The 17,930-nt window shown below is 60.4% G+C and carries 14 protein-coding genes; 7 read left to right on the top strand and 7 right to left on the bottom strand.

All coding sequences use genetic code 11. From position 1 onward, the window contains the following. Window positions 1-113: 113 nt before the first annotated feature. Entirely contained in the window at window positions 114-1,124 is a 1,011-nt protein-coding gene (locus Q1A44_RS16295) for an ester cyclase (RefSeq protein WP_299627400.1), read from the bottom strand. Window positions 1,125-1,126: 2 nt separating this feature from the next. After that, window positions 1,127-1,591 carry a hypothetical protein gene (locus Q1A44_RS16300; RefSeq protein WP_299627402.1) on the bottom strand — a complete coding sequence of 155 codons (465 nt, stop codon included), beginning with the start codon at window positions 1,589-1,591 and terminating at the stop codon, window positions 1,127-1,129. 221 nt (window positions 1,592-1,812) lie between these two features. Between Q1A44_RS16300 and trkA the strand changes: the two genes are divergently transcribed. The 4 genes from trkA (at window position 1,813) to hflX (ending at window position 6,376) form a co-directional block, all read left to right on the top strand. Next, window positions 1,813-3,189, top strand: coding sequence for a Trk system potassium transporter TrkA (gene trkA / locus Q1A44_RS16305; RefSeq protein ID WP_299627404.1), 1,377 nt, complete (start codon window positions 1,813-1,815; stop codon window positions 3,187-3,189). Next, complete coding sequence (locus Q1A44_RS16310) at window positions 3,189-4,736, top strand: potassium transporter TrkG (RefSeq protein WP_299627406.1); 1,548 nt, start codon at window positions 3,189-3,191, stop codon at window positions 4,734-4,736. Before trkA ends, Q1A44_RS16310 begins: the two co-directional genes overlap by 1 nt. Before the next feature lie 129 nt (window positions 4,737-4,865). Then, a complete protein-coding gene (hfq, locus tag Q1A44_RS16315) occupies window positions 4,866-5,105 on the top strand; it encodes an RNA chaperone Hfq (RefSeq protein WP_007119530.1) in 240 nt (79 codons plus the stop codon). Further along, complete coding sequence (gene hflX / locus Q1A44_RS16320; RefSeq protein WP_299627408.1) at window positions 5,105-6,376, top strand: GTPase HflX; 1,272 nt, start codon at window positions 5,105-5,107, stop codon at window positions 6,374-6,376. Before hfq ends, hflX begins: the two co-directional genes overlap by 1 nt. 92 nt (window positions 6,377-6,468) lie before the next feature. Here hflX and Q1A44_RS16325 read toward each other — a convergent pair whose 3' ends face one another. Both Q1A44_RS16325 and Q1A44_RS16330 read right to left on the bottom strand, forming a co-directional pair. After that, the gene (locus Q1A44_RS16325; protein ID WP_299627410.1) at window positions 6,469-7,011 is read right to left on the bottom strand and encodes an rRNA large subunit pseudouridine synthase E; all 543 of its coding nucleotides are present in this window, start codon (window positions 7,009-7,011) and stop codon (window positions 6,469-6,471) included. Between the two features lie 28 nt (window positions 7,012-7,039). Further along, a complete protein-coding gene (locus tag Q1A44_RS16330) occupies window positions 7,040-9,505 on the bottom strand; it encodes a penicillin acylase family protein (protein ID WP_299627412.1) in 2,466 nt (821 codons plus the stop codon). 105 nt (window positions 9,506-9,610) lie between these two features. Here Q1A44_RS16330 and Q1A44_RS16335 point away from each other — a divergent pair, with 105 nt between their 5' ends. Then, window positions 9,611-10,483, top strand: coding sequence for an NAD(P)-dependent oxidoreductase (locus tag Q1A44_RS16335; RefSeq protein WP_299627414.1), 873 nt, complete (start codon window positions 9,611-9,613; stop codon window positions 10,481-10,483). Between the two features lie 62 nt (window positions 10,484-10,545). Here the strand turns inward: Q1A44_RS16335 and Q1A44_RS16340 are convergent, their stop codons facing one another. Together Q1A44_RS16340 and hemB are read right to left on the bottom strand one after the other, a co-directional pair. Next, entirely contained in the window at window positions 10,546-11,112 is a 567-nt protein-coding gene (locus Q1A44_RS16340; RefSeq protein ID WP_299627416.1) for a YSC84-related protein, read from the bottom strand. Between the two features lie 237 nt (window positions 11,113-11,349). Beyond that, a complete protein-coding gene (gene hemB / locus Q1A44_RS16345; RefSeq protein ID WP_299627747.1) occupies window positions 11,350-12,351 on the bottom strand; it encodes a porphobilinogen synthase in 1,002 nt (333 codons plus the stop codon). 223 nt (window positions 12,352-12,574) lie between these two features. On the opposite strand from hemB, the gene Q1A44_RS16350 reads away from it, so the two are divergent. Together Q1A44_RS16350 and mfd are read left to right on the top strand one after the other, a co-directional pair. Then, window positions 12,575-13,102, top strand: a complete 528-nt coding sequence (locus Q1A44_RS16350; RefSeq protein ID WP_299627418.1) for a component of SufBCD complex — start codon at window positions 12,575-12,577, stop codon at window positions 13,100-13,102. Window positions 13,103-13,169: 67 nt separating this feature from the next. After that, window positions 13,170-16,625 carry a transcription-repair coupling factor gene (gene mfd, locus Q1A44_RS16355; protein ID WP_299627421.1) on the top strand — a complete coding sequence of 1,152 codons (3,456 nt, stop codon included), beginning with the start codon at window positions 13,170-13,172 and terminating at the stop codon, window positions 16,623-16,625. On the opposite strand, the gene Q1A44_RS16360 is transcribed toward mfd, so the two are convergent. Further along, window positions 16,622-17,914: a multidrug effflux MFS transporter gene (locus tag Q1A44_RS16360; RefSeq protein WP_299627423.1), complete on the bottom strand. Its 1,293-nt coding sequence runs from the start codon at window positions 17,912-17,914 to the stop codon at window positions 16,622-16,624. The two genes, mfd and Q1A44_RS16360, sit on opposite strands and share 4 nt — an antisense overlap. Window positions 17,915-17,930 lie beyond the last annotated feature (16 nt).

A 17,930-nucleotide genomic window follows, 5' to 3' on the forward strand; every position in this document is an offset into this window, starting at 1 on the left:
GGAAACCGACACGGTTTCCGGCTGTTTTTCGGCGCGAAAAACAGCACACCCAGTTGCGATGGCGCGCCTGAAAACGCGCCGTTTTCATGCCGCTTTCCGCGTCGGAAAGCGAACTATCGCGCGCGCGTTTCCAATTGGGCCAATACATCCAGCCCCTGCATGTTCAAGAAATGCAACATGTCGATAAAGACCCAGTTTTCAGCCAGCTTGTCCCCATCGCGTCGATAGATATCGACGACCCGCATGTCGGCGGTTTTGCCGGAGGGTGGCAGACCCAGATACGGACCTGTGCATTCCATCGACAGATTCGGCCAGCCAAAGAACCCGCCATAGGAGCCTTCGGCCATTCGGCAGATATGGCCATTGAAGGTGCGGGCCCCTAATTGCGTCCGAAAGGGGCGCTGATGCTGTTCAATGTAGCGGTCGATCGTATAGGTGGCACCGATGCCCGTTGGCCCCCACCACAGCATATCGTCATGCCAATCGACGGCCAGTTCATCTTCGGGACGCGGCGGGGTCGCCATCGCATTGGCCCGGTCGATTCCTTTCATCATGTTATGGATCACATCGAGGGTCTTGGCCCCTTCGGCAGGGTCCTGGGCTTGGGTCAAAAGCCCATCATGGGTCATCGGTCCGGGCTGCACCAGTTGGGCAGCCGTCATACCAGGTAGCGGATACTGGCCCGCCTGCGCCATAACATGCAGCAGATCCACGAACATCGCCTGTTCGGTAATCTTGTCACCTTCCACCTTTGAGAACTCTGCATAGCGGATCATCACGATCTTGCGCGTGGGTTGAATGCCCAGAAATGGGGCATCAAAGAGCGCCAGGAAATGCCCCATGGAGGCGACCCAAGTACCGCCGCCTTCGTCGAGATGGTTGTGCCCGGCAAAGAACACATCCTCGCGCCGCTGTACCCGCTGCATCGCTTTCAGCCAGGGCGTCCAAAACACCTCCGCCACGGCGCTTGGGCCGGATTGAATGTGGAACGGATGCATCCCGCGCCAAACGGCGTCGGGTGCCAGATGCTCGGCAAGGCAGGCAGCCGCGTTATCCGCTGTAGCGCGCGCAAGAGCGGCGTGGTGGGCCTGAACACAGGCCTTGGCACGTTGAAGATCGGTCATAGTTATCCTTGGTTGACGATAAGCACGCTGCGGTCCTCGTTGCGAATTGCGCAGCTTTGTGGCCCCAGGCGGGGCAAGATGGTGGTCGCTCCCGGCGGGGCGGCATTCTTTATGGCGGGGGGACAGGCGGGAATTTCCACGGGGCGATAGCCCAAGTCACCCATGCATTGTGCCTTGATCCGCTTGCGCAAGCTCGCGTTGACGTCAACGGTGTAAATCTCGCCCGGGACCCAATAACCGCCCCGGTCGTAACACGCGCCTGACGCATCGCAGTGACGACGCGCCACATAACGTGGTGCACCCTGACGGGTCTGATTAGCCACGGGTGCATCGCGCAATGCATTGACGTCACATGTCAATTCGTCCCGCTCCAGCTTGGCCACGCTGACCCCTTCGGCGTAATATGTCGAAACGGGCAGACAGCCGATGGCTACGGAACAGAAGAGAACGGCAAAGAAGATGCGCATCCGTCCAAACTGCCGGAGCCTTGCCGCTTTGACAATCGCGATCCGGCGCGATTTGGTCGGAATCCGACGCAACGCCAAAAGGAATAGTCACGCCCGTCAGGCAAATCACGAGAGGGGCGGCGCCAAACGTTGACCGGGCCACGCGGCTCTGTCATGCAAAGATGCTGAGACGGGCCATTTGCGTCCCCACCGGGGCACGCGGCCAAGCACGGGATTACGCCATGAAGGTCATCATCTGCGGCGCAGGTCAGGTCGGCTGGCAAATTGCCCGCCATCTGTCAGGGGAACGCAACGACGTCACCGTCGTAGACAGCGACCCCGATCTGGTGCGCCGCGCCACGGATACGCTGGACGTTCAAGGGGTTGCGGGTTTTGCCAGCTATCCCGATGTGCTTGATCGGGCAGGGGCCCGGGACGCGGACATGATCATCGCGGCCACCCATTCGGACGAGGTCAACATGGTGACCTGTCAGGTGGCGCACTCGGTCTTTGGCATCAATCGCAAGATTGCGCGTTTGCGCAGCCAGGCCTACCTCACTGCGATCTATTCCGACCTGTACCGCCGCGATCACATGCCCATCGACGTGGTGATCAGCCCAGAGCGTGAGGTCGCCGCTGCGGCTCTGCAACGGCTCAGCGCGCCTGCGGCCTTTGACACCGAGCTTTTCATCGACGGGCAGGCGCAGTTGCTTGGCATTTCTCTGGATGCCGATTGCCCCGTGCTGAACACGCCACTGCGCCAACTCACCGACCTCTTTTCGACACTTCGTGTGGTCGTCGTGGGCGTCCGCCGCGAGGGCACGCTTTTCGCGCCCGAGGCAGGGGATCAGCTCTTTGCCGGGGATGAGGCCTATGTCTTTGCCCATGTTGAGGATGTGGCTCGGACTATGGAAGTCTTTGGCAAGACCATGCGCAAACAGGAACGGGTCGTTCTGGTGGGGGGCGGCAATGTCGGTCTGGCGGTCGCGCGCGCTCTGGAAAAACGCACCACCCGAGTGCGCGCCAAAGTGATCGAACGCAATCGCCGCTGTGCCGAACTGGCCGCAGAGGCGTTGGAGAGAACGATTGTCCTTAACGGTGATGGCCTTGACGTGGCCCTGCTTGCCGAGGCGGGCGTCGCGCGGGCCGACGCGATGCTGGCCGTGACGGATGATGACAAGACCAACATGCTGGCGGCCGTGCGCGCCAAATCCGAAGGCTGCCCTTATGCCATCGCCCTGATAAACGACCCTACGCTCGTCCCAATGATGGGTGCGCTTGGCATTGACGCCTATATCAACCCGCGCGCCACAACGGTCAGTTCGATCCTGCGTCATATCCGCCACGGTCGCGTGCGCGCCGTCTATTCCATCGGCGACGCAGATGCAGAAGTGATCGAAGCCGAAGTGCTGTCCACATCGCCACTCGCCGGTAAAAAGATCAACGAAATCGACTTTCCCGAAGGTGTGTTGATCGGGGCTATCCGCAAAGGCACCGAAGTATCACGGCCCGTAGGACGCACGCGTATCGACGAGGGGGACGTGATCGCGATCTTTGCCCTGACCAAGGACGTCCCGGAGGTGGAGCGCCTGATGCAGGTGTCCATCGACTTTTTCTGATGCGCGACAAGGCACAGCCGAAACAGACCTTGGCCGCGTCGGTGCTGCGTTTGCCTTTGTTTTTGCTGATGTTCGGCATCGTCTCCGGTGCGATGCTAATCCCGGCAATCTATGGCGGCGTGGTACGCGAGTTGGCGACCGCGCGGGCGTTTCTCTATAGCGGCCTATTGGGCCTGATCCTGTTCGGGCTGATTGCGCTGGCCCATGCGGGGCGCGACCCGCGGCACGGCACGCTCGGCCCGTTGATGTCGCTGTTCAGTTCTTTCGTCTTTCTGCCACTTTTTCTGGCAGTTCCTTTTTACGAGGGGCTGCGTAACACCACATTTCTGAATGCTTACGTTGAAATGGTCAGCGCCATGACCACAACGGGCGGCACCATCTTTGACGACCCCGAGCGTTTGAACGGCGCGCTGCACCTGTGGCGTGCGTTGGTTGGCTGGATAGGCGGGGTGCTGATGTGGGTGTCGGCATCGGCCATTTTGGCGCCGTTGAACCTTGGCGGCTTCGAGGTCACGGCGCGGGCGGAACCGGGGCGCAGGGCAGCCACGGATTTCGGCATTACCGCGCCCGAGGTGCGCGACCGCATCGCCAAAGTCGCCAAGGTGTTGCTGCCTATCTACATCGGGTTAACCGTGCTTTTGTGGATCCTGCTTTGGGTGGGGGGGGACCGGTCTTTGGTGGCGCTGTGTCATGCGATGTCCGTCATGGCCACGTCGGGCATATCACCAGTGGGCGGGCTGGCCGAAAACGGATCGGGAGTGACGGGCGAGGCGGTTATGCTGCTCTTCATGCTCTTTGCCCTGTCGCGGCTCACGTTTTCTACAGACACCGTGACCTCTGACACGGGCGGATTGGTGCGCGATCCCGAGTTTCGCATTGGGCTGGCTTTGATGCTAGCTGTGCCTTTGTTCTTGTTCTTGCGCCATTTTCTGGGGGCATTCGACGTCTCTGCGGAAGGGGACGTTATCGATGCGGCCCGCGCGCTTTGGGGTTCTGCCTTTACCGTTTTGTCCTTTCTGACGACAACCGGGTTTGCCTCCGGAAATTGGGGGGCCGCACAGGCCTGGTCGGGGTTGGACACGCCGGGGCTTTTGCTTATGGGGCTCGCGCTGATCGGGGGCGGTGTGGCCACGACGGCGGGGGGCGTGAAACTGTTGCGTGTTTTCGCGCTCTATCAAAACGGTCTGCGCGAGATGGAGCGGCTGGTGCACCCGTCTTCGGTCAGTGGCGGGGGGACAATGGGCGGGCGGTTGCAGAAGCAAGGCGCGTTCATCGCCTGGATCTTCTTCATGCTTTTTGCACTCACACTGGCGTTGGTCACGATTGCGCTGACGGCATCGGGTGTAGATTTCGACACGGCCATCGTCATGACGGTGGCCGGATTGTCGACGACGGGGCCTTTGCTCGAATTTGCAGGTGACAGCCCGATCAGATTGATCGAGATGAGTGCTGCGGCAAAAGGCATCTTTGCAGCCGCCATGGTGCTGGGGCGGCTTGAAACGTTGGCCATTATCGCGCTGATCACACCTGATTTGTGGCGCGGTTAGGCAAGCCTTTGCGGTAGGTCCGTAACGGACTGTTTTTTGGGGTGGAATGTTGTTCGGCCCCACGACATACTCGCGCGCGAGGGACGGTCTGATCCGCAGGCCAAAGCAAGAAAAAAAGGGTTTACCGAAATGGCTTCGGACAGACAAAATTTGCAAGACGCTTTTCTGAATCATGTGCGCAAAACCAAGGTGCCCGTGACCATCTTCTTGATTAACGGTGTGAAATTGCAGGGCGTCATCACGTGGTTTGATAATTTCTGCGTGCTGCTGCGCCGCGATGGGCAAAGCCAGCTTGTCTACAAACATGCCATCTCGACCATTATGCCCAGCCAGCCGATCAGCCTCTACGAGGGCGAAGACGCGTCCTGATGGGGGACGATCCGGAGTTCACCCGCGCCTGGGTTCTTCATCCTGATATCAAGTCCGACAAGGACCGGCGCGATGCGACGCTCGCGCTGGCCGAAGCTGTGTCTTTGGCCCATGCCTTGCCCGAGTTGAAAGTCGTCGGTGAAGAAGTCGTGCCCTTGCCCAAGGTGCGGTCAGGCATGCTCTTTGGCAGTGGCAAGATCGAGGAACTGGGTCAACGGATCACGGCGGCCGATGTGGAATTGGTGCTTATCGACGGTCCGGTAACGCCTGTGCAGCAACGTAACCTTGAAAAGGCGTGGAAGGTCAAATTGTTGGACCGCACCGGCCTGATCCTTGAGATTTTCAGCGACCGCGCTGCCACCCGAGAAGGCGTGTTGCAGGTCGAGATGGCGGCACTCAGCTACCAACGCACGCGCCTCGTGCGCGCCTGGACGCACCTTGAACGGCAACGGGGCGGTTTGGGATTTGTTGGTGGCCCGGGCGAGACCCAGATCGAAGCAGACCGCCGTGCCATCGACACACAGCTGGTGCGTTTGCGGCGTCAGTTGGAGAAGGTGGTTAAAACACGTTCGCTCCACCGTGAGGCACGGGCAAAGGTACCTTATCCGATTGTGGCCTTGGTCGGTTACACAAACGCCGGAAAATCCACGCTGTTCAACCGTTTGACCGGCGCGGAAGTGATGGCCAAGGACATGCTCTTTGCCACGCTTGATCCGACCATGCGCCGGGTTGAACTGGAGAATGGACCAGAGGTGATCCTGTCGGACACGGTTGGATTTATTTCGGACTTGCCGACCGAGTTGGTGGCCTCATTCCGGGCCACTTTGGAAGAAGTTCTAGCTGCCGATATCGTGTTGCATGTGCGCGACATTTCGCATCCCGAAACCGAGGCGCAGGCCGAGGATGTCGCCACGATCCTGACGGATCTGGGCGTGGGCACTGACCGGGTGCAGTTCGAGGTCTGGAACAAGATCGACCTTTTGCCAGAAGAAGAAGCGGCCGCGGTGCGCGCCCGGGCGGAGCGCGACGAGAACGTCTTTGCCCTGTCGGCGATTACAGGCGAGGGGATTGATGGCCTGCTTGAACATGTGGCGCAGGCCTTGCAAGGGGCGGTGATCACAGAGACACTGGTGCTACCCTATGCCGAGGGCCGCAAGCGCGCCTGGCTCTTTGAGCAGGACGTCGTTGAAGACGAACGGCAGGGCGAAGCCGGTTTCGAATTTGATCTGCGCTGGACGGCGGTGCAAAAGGCACGGTTCGACGGTCTGTGACACAAAGACCGGCTGGAAACCGGCGCGGTTTCCGGTGCAGATTTCCCCGGTTTTCGCGCCGAAAACCAGCCGGAGACCGTGCCGGTCTCCGTCTACGTTTCCCGCCACATACCAGGCTGCAAATCATCCAGCGACCAATCTCCGATCCGAACCCGGATCAGCCGCAGCGTCGGAAGGCCCACATGCGCTGTCATCCGTCGCACTTGCCGGTTTCGCCCCTCTGTTATCGTCAGTTCGAGCCAGCTGTCCGGGATGGATTTGCGCACTCGGATGGGCGGATTGCGCGGCCAGATATCTGGGCTAGCAATGGTCTTTGCCTGGGCCGGGCGGGTTGGACCGTCTTTGAGCGTGATGCCGTTTCTGAGCGCTGCCAGCGCTTCGGTCGTGACGATCCCTTCGACCTGCGCCCAGTAGGTTTTGGGGGCTTTGAATTTGGGGTGGGCGATCCGCGCCTGCAACGCGCCGTCGCTGGTCAGCACCATCAGTCCCTCGCTGTCCCGATCCAACCTGCCGGCGGGATAGACGCCGGGCACGTCGATGAATTGTGACAGAGTGGGCCGAGGTGATCCTTCGGTTCCTTTGTCGGTGAACTGCGACAGAACCCCAAAAGGTTTGTTAAAGAGCAGTGTGGTCATGTGCGTATTGCGGGAACAATGAAATGGGTCATTGCAGGGGTTCCAGGCGGGTGACGCCGACGCTGGCGGCGCGCGCCAAACCTTCGTCCAAAGACATGGGGATATATTCGCCGCGTCGCCACAGTTGGGCCAGGTCGTCATAGTGTCGCGACAGGAAATGCCCGGATTGGCCGGTCGAGATCACAAAGACCGAGCTGTTGGGATCGGCAAAGTCATAGACACCGCGATAGCCCGCACCGTGCACGTTCTCGAACGGGGCAGGGCCGCTGCCGCGCGTGCGCCCACGTTGAAGTGTGTTGTCACCGCCAGAGGTTGATTGTCGAATGTTCACGAAATAACGCAACAGCGGCACTTCGCCCAGGACCTGATGGTCATGCGTGGCTTGGTGGGCATCGCCCCAGCGCAAGCTTTCAAGCTGTGTGCCCCAGGTTTCCTCAATCCATAGCAAAGCGTCATCGAGTGCCAGGCGGGCCATGTCGGGACAGGTTTCAACAGGTGCTGATTGGCGCACATCGCACCAAACTGCTGCGCCGTCCACATCACGAAACACCCGCTCGATAAAGAGCGGCTCCACATGTGTAAGGGTGTTCGCCATCGGCCCTAACTCATCCCGGATCAGCCGGTCTTGTACGGCGCGCAACCAGGCTGCGTAAATCAGGGGTTCGGGCCAGTGTTCGTTCATCTCGCCGTTCCATTCAGCCAAAAGCGCCAGCGCCCGCTGTCGTTGCCGCGTCGCGGTGCCTTCAGGCGCGGCCTCGCCGGTGAACCAAAGCTCGGCCCCGATGAGGGGCAGTAGGCTGCGTGCAGTAAAAGAGACTGTATCCAGTTGCGCCTCGATGAAACTGTCGCGCGTGTGGACCTCGCGCGCCTGCATCAGACGTTGCCAGCGTTGAATGCGCTGTGTGTCGCCCCATTCAAAGCTCACATGGTTGGGAAAGGGTCGATCCACCGTCTTGTTATTGGTATTGCCGAGAATGCCGCCAAGCGGCGCGATAAAGCCGGGGTTGGTGTTATAGGGCATCCGCCCTTGCCAACGGTTCTCGGCCCGCCAGCCCAGCGATGGCATGCGCCCTTGGCTTTGGTGGCCTTCATCCCGCCGCGGGATCGCACCGATCGTTTTCATTGCGATGCTGCCCCGATCCACGAGGGTCATGTTCTGGGCGGGTGCGATATAGGTTTCAGACGCGGTGATTGCCTCGGCCACGGTCTGGGCACGCATCACACCAAGGGCCGCCTGTAACGAGGTATCGCGCGGGCTGAGTACTGTCCAACTGAGTGCGGCCACGTGACCAGGTGGAGTGACGGCACCCAAGTTGCGGAAGCTGCCGGGCAGGACGGGGCCATTGTCGGTCCAGCGCAGGGTCAGGGTGATCGGATCCGCATCCGCGATCTCGATGATCGAGGCGCGGCTTTCAAACTCCTTGAAGCCTGAAGGCGTGCGATATTCCTGCGGGTTCTCGGGATTCAGCTCTTCGATCAGGATGTCCTGATCATCAACATAGGCGCTGGTCAGCCCCCAACCGAGGCGGTCGGACCGCCCTGTAAGCACAACAGGCATGCCGGGGATCGTGCCGCCGATCACGCCACCTGTGCGCAGCTCCAACCGGGCCAGATACCAAATTGCAGGCGCGGAGAAGCCAAGGTGTGGATCGTTGGCCAGAAGCGTGCCGCCCGAGGCCGAGCGGGATGCGGCCGCAGCCCAGGCATTTGATGCGCCTGCAAAGCCGCGCGGTTTGAAAGGGGACAGCGGGTGGATTTTCTCGGTCAGGGCGGCGAAGCTGCGCGGCGCGCCGGGGACAAGGCTTGCGTATTCGGGAAGGCTTGCGATGCCGGGGCCGGGCACATCTGGCAGAATGTCGGCAAGGCGGTCTGGGTCGTCCAGGGCCAGCGACATGCGCGCGCGCAGCACTTCTTCCTGCATGTGCCCTGATAGTTGGAGGCCCATCAGTTTGGTGATGGCCAGACTGTCCGCGGGTCGCCATGGTGCCAAGGGCGCGTTGAACAGGAACATCTCCGGAGCACCGCGGCCCAGGGCTTCGGCGTTGATCTGATCCAGACGCGCATTGACGCCTGCTGCGTAGGCCTCAAGGGCGGCGCGGGTCGGATCGTCCACAGCCTCTACCGACTGGACAGAGAGCCGGTAGATATCCAGACGCCTTACGAAGCTGTCGATGTCGACCGTGGCCGTGCCAAAGAGTTCGGAGAGCCGACCCTGGGCCGTGCGCCGCAACATCATCATCTGCCACAGCCGGTCCTGAGCGTGGGCAAAGCCAAGCCCGTGAAACACATCCGTGTCCGTCTGGCCAAAGATATGGGGCACATTCGCGTTGTCGCGCACAATCTCGACCGGAGCGGAAATCGCCGGCACCCGCACCACGGCGTCATAGTCGGGCAGGGACCGGGAGGCCAGGTAATAGACCATGAGAACACCCAGCACTGCCAACACGATGATGGCGGCTGTGGCCCGCACCAGCCATTGAAAGACAACTGCCATCTGTGACTTATACTCCAGCGCGCTACGTTGACCCTTGGGCTGTGACTGTTAGGTAGACACGAGGCCAAGCGCAAGATGCGCGCGGAATAAGGTGAGGGGAAAGATATGGCAAAGCTGGCATTTTTGGGATTGGGTGTAATGGGTGCGCCCATGGCGGGGCATTTGCAAAAGGCGGGTCACGACGTGACAGTCTATAACCGCACAGCGTCGAAGGCGCAGGATTGGGCGAATGCTCATGGCGGGTCTATGGCGATGACGCCGCGCGAGGCGGCAACTGGCGCGGATTTCGTTATGGCTTGCGTCGGCAATGATGACGATTTGCGCTCGGTCTGTCTGGGCGACGATGGGGCCTTTGCGGGCATGTCCAGCGGTTCGGTTTTTGTAGATCACACCACGGTATCTGCGGCTGTGACAGCCGAGCTCTATGCCGCGGCCGACGCATTGCAGATCAGTTTCGTTGATGCGCCGATTTCAGGTGGGCAAGCGGGGGCGGAGAATGCGGCCTTGTCAATCATGTGCGGTGGGGACGAAGGGGCCTATGCGCGTGCCGAGCCGATCTTGCAGCCCTATGCCAAGCTTTGCCGCCGTATTGGCGAAAGCGGTGCGGGTCAGATGACCAAGATGTGCAACCAGATTGCCATTGCGGGTCTGGTGCAGGGCCTGTCCGAGGCGCTGCACTTTGCTGACAAGGCGGGCCTTGATGGCCGTGCGGTGGTTGAGGTGATCTCTCAGGGCGCGGCTGGATCATGGCAGATGTCCAACCGGTTCGAGACGATGCTGGACGATCATTTTGATCACGGCTTTGCCGTGGATTGGATGCGCAAGGATCTGGGGATTTGTCTGGACACAGCAGATGACAATGGGGCCAGCCTGCCGGTCACGGCTCTGGTCGATCAGTTCTATAAGGATGTGCAGAAAATGGGTGGCGGACGTTGGGATACGTCGAGCCTGTTCAAGCGATTGCAGAACATCGGATAAGTCATTGGTCGGGGGGCGGCACTGTTTGCATTCGCAAATGCGCCCGCCCACCGACCCGTTTTTTACGGAATGATCCGGGTGTATTTGGTACCTTCGAGCGTGGCGCCAATCCGCAGGCCGGCCCGGGCGAACACTGCGGCGAGGACAGGCGACAGTACTGTTGTGGTATCAGCGGCGGCGCTGTCACCCTGGTCTGAAATCACGTATTCCAGATCGGCACCTGCGGCCCAACCAGGCGAGCGGCGGAAATCCGTAAGAGCGTCTTGCGTCATGAAGAACAACACGTGGGCGAATTGTTGGGCACCAATTTGAAGGCCGCCCGACCCTTTGACCACCGAGTAGTAATCCACTGTCACGTTGTTCACCAAAAGCGCCCCGCGCCCATAGGCACCGCCCAAGCCAAATCCTGCTTCGGTGATCAAGGGCATGACGAGCATGCCATTTGCCTTTTGAGCCAGATCGCGCGTGTTGGGGTAGGTGCGATACATCTCGTCAAGGGTTGCGCTGACGCGGGCGTCGATTGTGGCGGCACCCCGCCCGCCCACACCATTGCCGCATGCGGCAAGCACACCCGTACTGGCCATTGCGCCGACCGCAAACGCGCGCCGCGAAATCCGAAAATCTGTCATGTTGAACCGCCTGTATAGCTCATGTCTGTGCGCGGTTTGCCCGCGCTTGTGCGCAACTATACGCCGATAAGGCGGGGCTGTCACGCATAAGGGGCGCTGCGGCGAGTTTCTGCCGGGATCCATGGGAGGCAAAAGGTGTGGGGGCGCTGCCCGCGGCCTTCGGCTTCCCGCGGCAGTATTTATGGAACGATGAAAAAGAGGTACTCGAAAGGCGGGCTGTCCTTTGCAAATTCGGGTTCAACTTTGTGCCAAGGCCCGGGCGGCTGCGGGTGCGAAATAGGTGAGGATTCCGTCACACCCGGCCCGTTTGAACGCCATCAGGCTTTCCAGCATGACGCGTTCTTCGTCGATCCATCCGTTCTGGGCTGCGGCCTTGATCATCGCATATTCGCCCGACACCTGATAGGCAAAGGTGGGTGCGCCAAAGCTGTCTTTGACCCGGCGGCAGATGTCCAGATAGGGCAGACCCGGTTTGACCATGACCATGTCCGCCCCTTCCAAGAGGTCCCTTTCGATCAGGCGCAGGGCTTCGTCCGAGTTGCCCGGATCCATCTGATAGGTTTTCTTGTCGCCCGTCAGCGCGCCCGAGGCCCCGACCGCATCGCGGAACGGCCCGTAAAAGGCGGATGCGTATTTGGCGGCATAGCTGAGGATCATGACGTTTTGGTGCCCTGCCGTTTCCAAAGCTGTGCGGATCGCGCCGATCCGGCCGTCCATCATATCAGAGGGGCCTATGATGTCGGCGCCTGCCTCGGCCTGGCTTAGCGCCATTTTCACCAGCGCCTCGACCGTTCGGTCGTTCACAATCTGGCCGTCTTCGACAAATCCGTCATGGCCGTTGATATTATAGGTGTCCAGCGCCACGTCTGTCATGATCGCGATCTCAGGCACTGCCGCTTTGATCGCTCGGATTGCACGGTTCGCGTGGTTATCGGGATCCCAAGCGCCTGCGCAATCCTCTGTCCGCTCCTCAAGCCCGGTATAGGGAAAGATGCAGATCGCCGGGATGCCCAGGTCGGCCGCCTCGCGCGCGGCTTCGACCACCTTGTCGACCGAGCGGCGCATGACGCCGGGCATGGAGGGGATCGGCTCTTCAATCCCATCACCGGATCGCACAAAGACCGGCCATATGAAATCCTCGACCGTCAGTGTGTTTTGCCGTACCAGACCGCGCAAGGCAGGCGATTGGCGCACGCGGCGCAGGCGAGTGGCAGGATAGGGGGCTTGGGTCGGGCGCATGGCATCTGTCCAGTTTGGTTGACAGTCCATGGGTGCCATGATCGGGGGTCTCAGGCAAGGATACTAATTCGGAAAATGCCGACCGCCCGATCACAGGGTCGTTGCATCTGGGCCATGGCTGGTTTTTTGCGTTGCCCCGTCTAGGCAGCGCTGCACGCGCGGGGTAAGAGGGGCGTCAATCAAGGCGGGAAGATCCCGGGCAAGCGGGCGGCAGGACAGACCTTTGGACTGGTACGACACCATTTTTGAGCTGATCGACATGCGCTCGTTCTCGAACCTGTGGTTCTGGATCGCGTTGGCAGTTGTTTGGTCCACGGCCAGCCATTGGGTGCTGGGCGTTCCGTATGACATGGTGGCGCGCGCCCGGCGCAATGGGGGGCAATCAGCCCAGGACCTCGAGGACCTCATCCGTATCAACACCAACCGTTTGCTGTTTATCGGCAATGTGTCAGGGCTTTGGGTGCTGGGGATCACGTGCTTTGTCCTGACCGGCCTGGTGCTTTTGGGTTTTGTGTACGGGGTGGAATTTGCCCAGGCTCTGTTTCTGCTCGGTTTTCCGATGTCGCTCGTGGGCGCATTGAACCTGTCGACAGCCCGCCTGATTCAGGAGGAAGAGGCGCAAGGCCCGCAGCTGTGGCACCGTCTGACCCGGCATCGCACCTACGTGCAGGCCATTGGCATGGTGTCGATCTTTGTCACGGCGCTCTGGGGGATGTACCAAAACATGGCCGTTGGACCCTTTGGCAGTTGATCGAAGGTTGACATGGGCGGCCATTGCCCCAATTGAAGCGTCCTGTCCCCAAACCTGATCTTTCCTGATGCCTTCAGCCAATCATATCACCGTCTCTGGCGCGCCCGAGGGGTTTGACGCGCGCTTGATCCTCGATGAGGTGGCCAAGCATGGTGCCGTCATGCACGTGGCCCGCGATGACAAGCGGCTGGCCGCGATGCAGGCGGCGTTGCGCTTTTTTGCGCCTGACATGCCCGTGCTGGTCTTCCCCGGCTGGGACTGTTTACCCTACGATCGAGTGTCGCCCAATGCGGACATCTCGGCGCAGCGGATGGCAACTCTGGCGGCCTTTGTCCACGAGATGCCGCGCCAATATGTGCTTCTGACCACGCTCAACGCGGCAACCCAGCGGGTGCCAGCGCGTGCCTTGCTGCGCGAAGCGGCGTTTTCTGCCACGGTGGGTGGTCGCGTGGACGAGGGCGCTTTGCGTGCCTTCTTGGTGCGCATGGGCTTTGTTCAAAGCCCCACGGTAATGGAGCCCGGGGACTACGCCATTCGCGGCGGCATCATCGACATCTATCCGCCGGGCGATCTGGGCCCTGTGCGTTTGGATCTGTTTGGCGATGTCTTGGACGGTGCACGCCGTTTTGACCCCGCCACACAGCGGACGACCGAAAAACTGGATGTGATCGAACTAGCCCCGGTGTCCGAGGTCATTCTGGACGATGCGGCGGTCACCCGGTTCCGCCAGTCCTACAGGTTGGAGTTTGGGGCGGCGGGCACCGACGACCCTCTGTATGAGGCCGTCAGTGCGGGGCGTAAGCACCAGGGTGCCGAGCATTGGATGGCGTTTTTCCACGACCATCTTGAGACGCTTTTCGACTACCTGCCGGACGCGTCCGTGACGCTTGACGAACAGGTGACGCCCAGCCGTCTGGCGCGTTGGGACAGCATCGAAGATCAATACGAAACACGCCGCCTTGCCATGGCCAATCGTTCAAAGATGGACAGCGTCTACAAACCGGCCCCCCCGGGAGGCCTTTATCTGGATGATGCGGCATGGGAGACGGCGGTGGCCAGTCACCGCGTTGTGCAACTGGCGGCGCTGCCGCAGGCCACAGGCCCGGGCGTGACGGATGCAGGCGGGCGGATCGGGCGGAATTTTTCACCTGAGCGACAACAGGAAACCATTAGCCTTTTCGGTGCTTTGGCGAGCCATATTAAAGCAAAGCTTGACGTCGGGCCTGTCGTGGTCGCCAGCTATTCTGACGGTGCCCGGGAGCGCCTGACGGGTCTGATCGAGGATGAAGGGCTGGCCGAGGTCATTCCCATAACCGACGCGACACGCATCGGGAAACGGGGGCTGCACTTGACCGTCTGGGCGCTGGAGCATGGGTTCGAGGCTCCGGGCCTGACCGTGATCAGCGAACAGGATGTGCTGGGGGATCGTCTGATCCGCGCGCCCAAGCGCAAACGGCGCGCCGAAAACTTCCTGACCGAGACGCAAAGCCTGTCGCCCGGCGATTTGGTGGTGCACGTTGATCATGGCATTGGCCGGTATCAAGGAATGGAAGTGGTCACGGCGGCGGGCGCGGCACATGAGTGCCTGCTGCTCGAATATGCCGAAAAGTCCAAGCTGTACCTACCGGTCGAAAACATTGAGTTGCTCAGCAAATATGGCCATGAGGAAGGCTTGCTGGACAAGCTCGGTGGTGGCGCCTGGCAGTCGAAAAAGGCCAAGCTCAAGGAACGTATCCGCGAGATGGCCGACAAGCTGATCCGGATCGCCGCTGAACGCGCCTTGCGCAAAGCGCCCGTGTTGGAGCCGCCCGTGGGCTTGTGGGACGCGTTCAGCGCCCGCTTTCCCTACCAGGAAACCGACGATCAGCTCAGCGCCATTGAGGCGGTGATTGATGACCTGACAAGCGGCGCGCCGATGGACAGGTTGATTTGTGGCGATGTCGGCTTTGGCAAGACCGAAGTGGCGATGCGCGCAGCCTTTGTCGCCGCAATGTCGGGCGTCCAGGTGGCAGTGATTGCGCCCACGACCTTGCTGGCCCGCCAACACTACAAGTCCTTTGCCGAACGGTTCCGCGGCCTGCCAGTGGACGTGCGCCAACTCAGCCGATTTGTGTCAGCAAAGGACGCCGCGTCAGCCCGTGATGCAATGTCACGCGGCACAGCGGATATCGTAGTGGGCACCCATGCATTGCTTGCCAAGGGGGTGCGGTTCGACAATCTCGGCCTCTTGATCATCGACGAGGAACAGAAATTCGGCGTCACCCACAAGGAACGACTGAAACAGCTGCGCAGCGATGTGCACGTGCTGACCCTGACCGCAACACCGATCCCGCGCACCTTGCAACTGAGCCTGACAGGGGTGCGCGATCTGTCGATCATCGGCACACCGCCCGTTGACCGGCTTGCGATCCGCACCTATGTCAGCGAGTTCGACACGGTGACGATCCGCGAGGCGCTGTTGCGCGAGCATTACCGCGGCGGACAGTCTTTTTATGTTGTGCCGCGCATTTCCGATCTGCCCGAGATTGAGGAATTCCTGAAGGCACAGCTGCCAGAGCTGACCTATGTCGTGGCCCATGGCCAGATGGCAGCCGGCGAGTTGGATGACCGGATGAATGCCTTTTACGACGGCAAGTATGATGTGCTTTTGGCGACGACGATTGTGGAATCGGGTCTGGATATTCCGACCGCCAACACGATGGTTGTCCACCGCGCCGACATGTTCGGGCTGGCGCAGCTTTACCAGATCCGAGGCAGGGTGGGCCGTTCCAAGACCCGCGCCTATGCCTACCTGACGACCAAGCCGCGTGCCAAGTTGACGGCGACCGCCGAAAAGCGTCTGCGTGTACTTGGCTCTCTCGACACACTAGGGGCGGGTTTCACGCTGGCCAGCCAGGACCTCGACATTCGCGGAGCGGGCAACCTCTTGGGCGAAGAGCAATCTGGCCAGATGCGTGACGTGGGTTTTGAGCTTTATCAAAACATGCTCGAAGAGGCGATTGCCAAGATCAAGGCGGGCGAGTTGGAGGGGTTGTCTGAGGCGGATGAGCAATGGGCGCCTCAGATCAACCTTGGTGTGCCCGTGCTGATCCCCGAGGCGTATGTGCCAGATCTGGATGTCCGTCTGGGTCTCTATCGCCGCCTGTCGGGCCTCTCGACCAAGGTCGAGCTAGAGGGTTTTGCCGCTGAGTTGATCGACCGGTTCGGCCCGTTGCCGCGCGAGGTCAACACGCTGATGTTGGTGGTGCGGATCAAGGCAATGTGCAAGCGCGCCGGCATCGCCAAACTGGATGGTGGACCAAAAGGTGGCGTGATCCAGTTCCACAATGACAAGTTCGCCTCACCGCAAGGGCTGGTCGAATTCATTCAGGACCAACGGGGCCTTGCCAAGGTTAAGGATAACAAGATCGTCGTGCGCCGTGATTGGACCAAGGACGCAGACAAGATCAAAGGCGCCTTTGCCATCGCCCGCGATCTGGCAGAGAAGGTCATCGCGCAGAAGAAAAAGAAGGCGAAAGCCTAGGCTTCGGTGGTCTCTTCGACCCGGCGCATCATTTGCATCAACACTGTTGCCACCAGACACATCACCAAAACGGTGCCCGCGAGCGCCAGCGGCGTGGCCGCGAACCCCATACTGATGACCGATGCCATTACCGCGCCCAGCACGGTGGACATCGACCCGATCACCGAGGCAGCCATACCCGCGATATGGCCCATCGGTTCCATCGCGATGGCGTTGAGGTTGGCGATGGTTAGTCCGCTTTGGAACATCACGCCGAACTGCCAAAAGACGTAAAAAGCAAAGACGCCGGGCATGTCGAACATCAGGAATAACACGAACGCGCCAGAAATCATCACCTGCGCCGTCAACGCCCAGGTGATGAGCCGCCGCATGCCGAAACGCCCGACGATGGCAGCGTTCAAAAGGCTCGACAGGCCAGAGATGGCCGCAATCGCGCCGAACCAATAGGGAAAGCTGTCTGCGCGATCAAAGGCCACCTCAAAGATCGGCTGCACCATGGTGAGGATCGAAAAGAGGATCGTCATCATCAGGGTTTGGACCACAATCGAAAGCCGCACAGTCGGATGAATGACCATCTGCCGTAATGCGTCTATCATCAATGCCCATTTCAGCGGGCGGCGCTCCTCAACAGGGAGCGATTCTCGCATCCGTGTACCAAACCAGATCCACAGGATCAGACCAAAAAGCAAAAAAGCGCCAAAGATCATCCGCCACCCAAAGGCAGCGGTGATGAGGTCCCCGATCAGCGGCGCGATGCCCGGTACAAGCAAGAAGACCATCATCGTCAGCGACAAGATGCTTGCCATGGACCGCCCGGAATAGAGGTCTCGGATGATGGCGGCACCGACAACACGCGGGCCTGATGCGCCGAGGCCCTGCAAAACACGTGCGGCCAGCATCATTTCAAGGCTGGGGGAAATCCAGCTGAGCACTGCCCCAACCGCATATATGGCCAGACCGATATAGAGCACTGGCTTGCGCCCATAAGCATCCGAGAGCGGCCCCATGAAAAACGTACCGACACCCATGCCGATCACGAAAAAGGTCAGGATCAATGCAGCCTGCGATGTGCCGCCCGGCGCAATGTCAGCGGCGATTTCGGGCAATGCCGGCAACATCGCGTCGATGGAAAACGCAATGGTCGCGAACATCATCGCCATCAACGCGATGAACTCCACCTTGCTCAGGTTTTGGCCTTTTGGACTGTCTTCGGACGAAATGGTGAGCACCTTGGATCGACGCGCATTCGCGTCATATTGGCGCGAACACTTGGCGTTGGCAACGACCATTGGTTGCATTTTGGCC

Origin of the sequence: uncultured Tateyamaria sp. (assembly GCF_947503705.1) — a bacterium.
Taxonomy (GTDB): domain Bacteria; phylum Pseudomonadota; class Alphaproteobacteria; order Rhodobacterales; family Rhodobacteraceae; genus Tateyamaria.

Excerpts from the sequence above, each read along its gene's own strand:
- Q1A44_RS16295 (WP_299627400.1), bottom strand. The coding sequence starts at position 1,124 with ATGACCGATCTTCAACGTGCCAAGGCCTGTGTTCAGGCCCACCACGCC.
- Q1A44_RS16300 (WP_299627402.1), bottom strand. The coding sequence starts at position 1,591 with ATGCGCATCTTCTTTGCCGTTCTCTTCTGTTCCGTAGCCATCGGCTGT.
- trkA (WP_299627404.1), top strand. The coding sequence starts at position 1,813 with ATGAAGGTCATCATCTGCGGCGCAGGTCAGGTCGGCTGGCAAATTGCC.
- Q1A44_RS16310 (WP_299627406.1), top strand. The coding sequence starts at position 3,189 with ATGCGCGACAAGGCACAGCCGAAACAGACCTTGGCCGCGTCGGTGCTG.
- hfq (WP_007119530.1), top strand. The coding sequence starts at position 4,866 with ATGGCTTCGGACAGACAAAATTTGCAAGACGCTTTTCTGAATCATGTG.
- hflX (WP_299627408.1), top strand. The coding sequence starts at position 5,105 with ATGGGGGACGATCCGGAGTTCACCCGCGCCTGGGTTCTTCATCCTGAT.
- Q1A44_RS16325 (WP_299627410.1), bottom strand. The coding sequence starts at position 7,011 with ATGACCACACTGCTCTTTAACAAACCTTTTGGGGTTCTGTCGCAGTTC.
- Q1A44_RS16330 (WP_299627412.1), bottom strand. The coding sequence starts at position 9,505 with ATGGCAGTTGTCTTTCAATGGCTGGTGCGGGCCACAGCCGCCATCATC.
- Q1A44_RS16335 (WP_299627414.1), top strand. The coding sequence starts at position 9,611 with ATGGCAAAGCTGGCATTTTTGGGATTGGGTGTAATGGGTGCGCCCATG.
- Q1A44_RS16340 (WP_299627416.1), bottom strand. The coding sequence starts at position 11,112 with ATGACAGATTTTCGGATTTCGCGGCGCGCGTTTGCGGTCGGCGCAATG.
- hemB (WP_299627747.1), bottom strand. The coding sequence starts at position 12,351 with ATGCGCCCGACCCAAGCCCCCTATCCTGCCACTCGCCTGCGCCGCGTG.
- mfd (WP_299627421.1), top strand. The coding sequence starts at position 13,170 with ATGCCTTCAGCCAATCATATCACCGTCTCTGGCGCGCCCGAGGGGTTT.
- Q1A44_RS16360 (WP_299627423.1), bottom strand. The coding sequence starts at position 17,914 with ATGGTCGTTGCCAACGCCAAGTGTTCGCGCCAATATGACGCGAATGCG.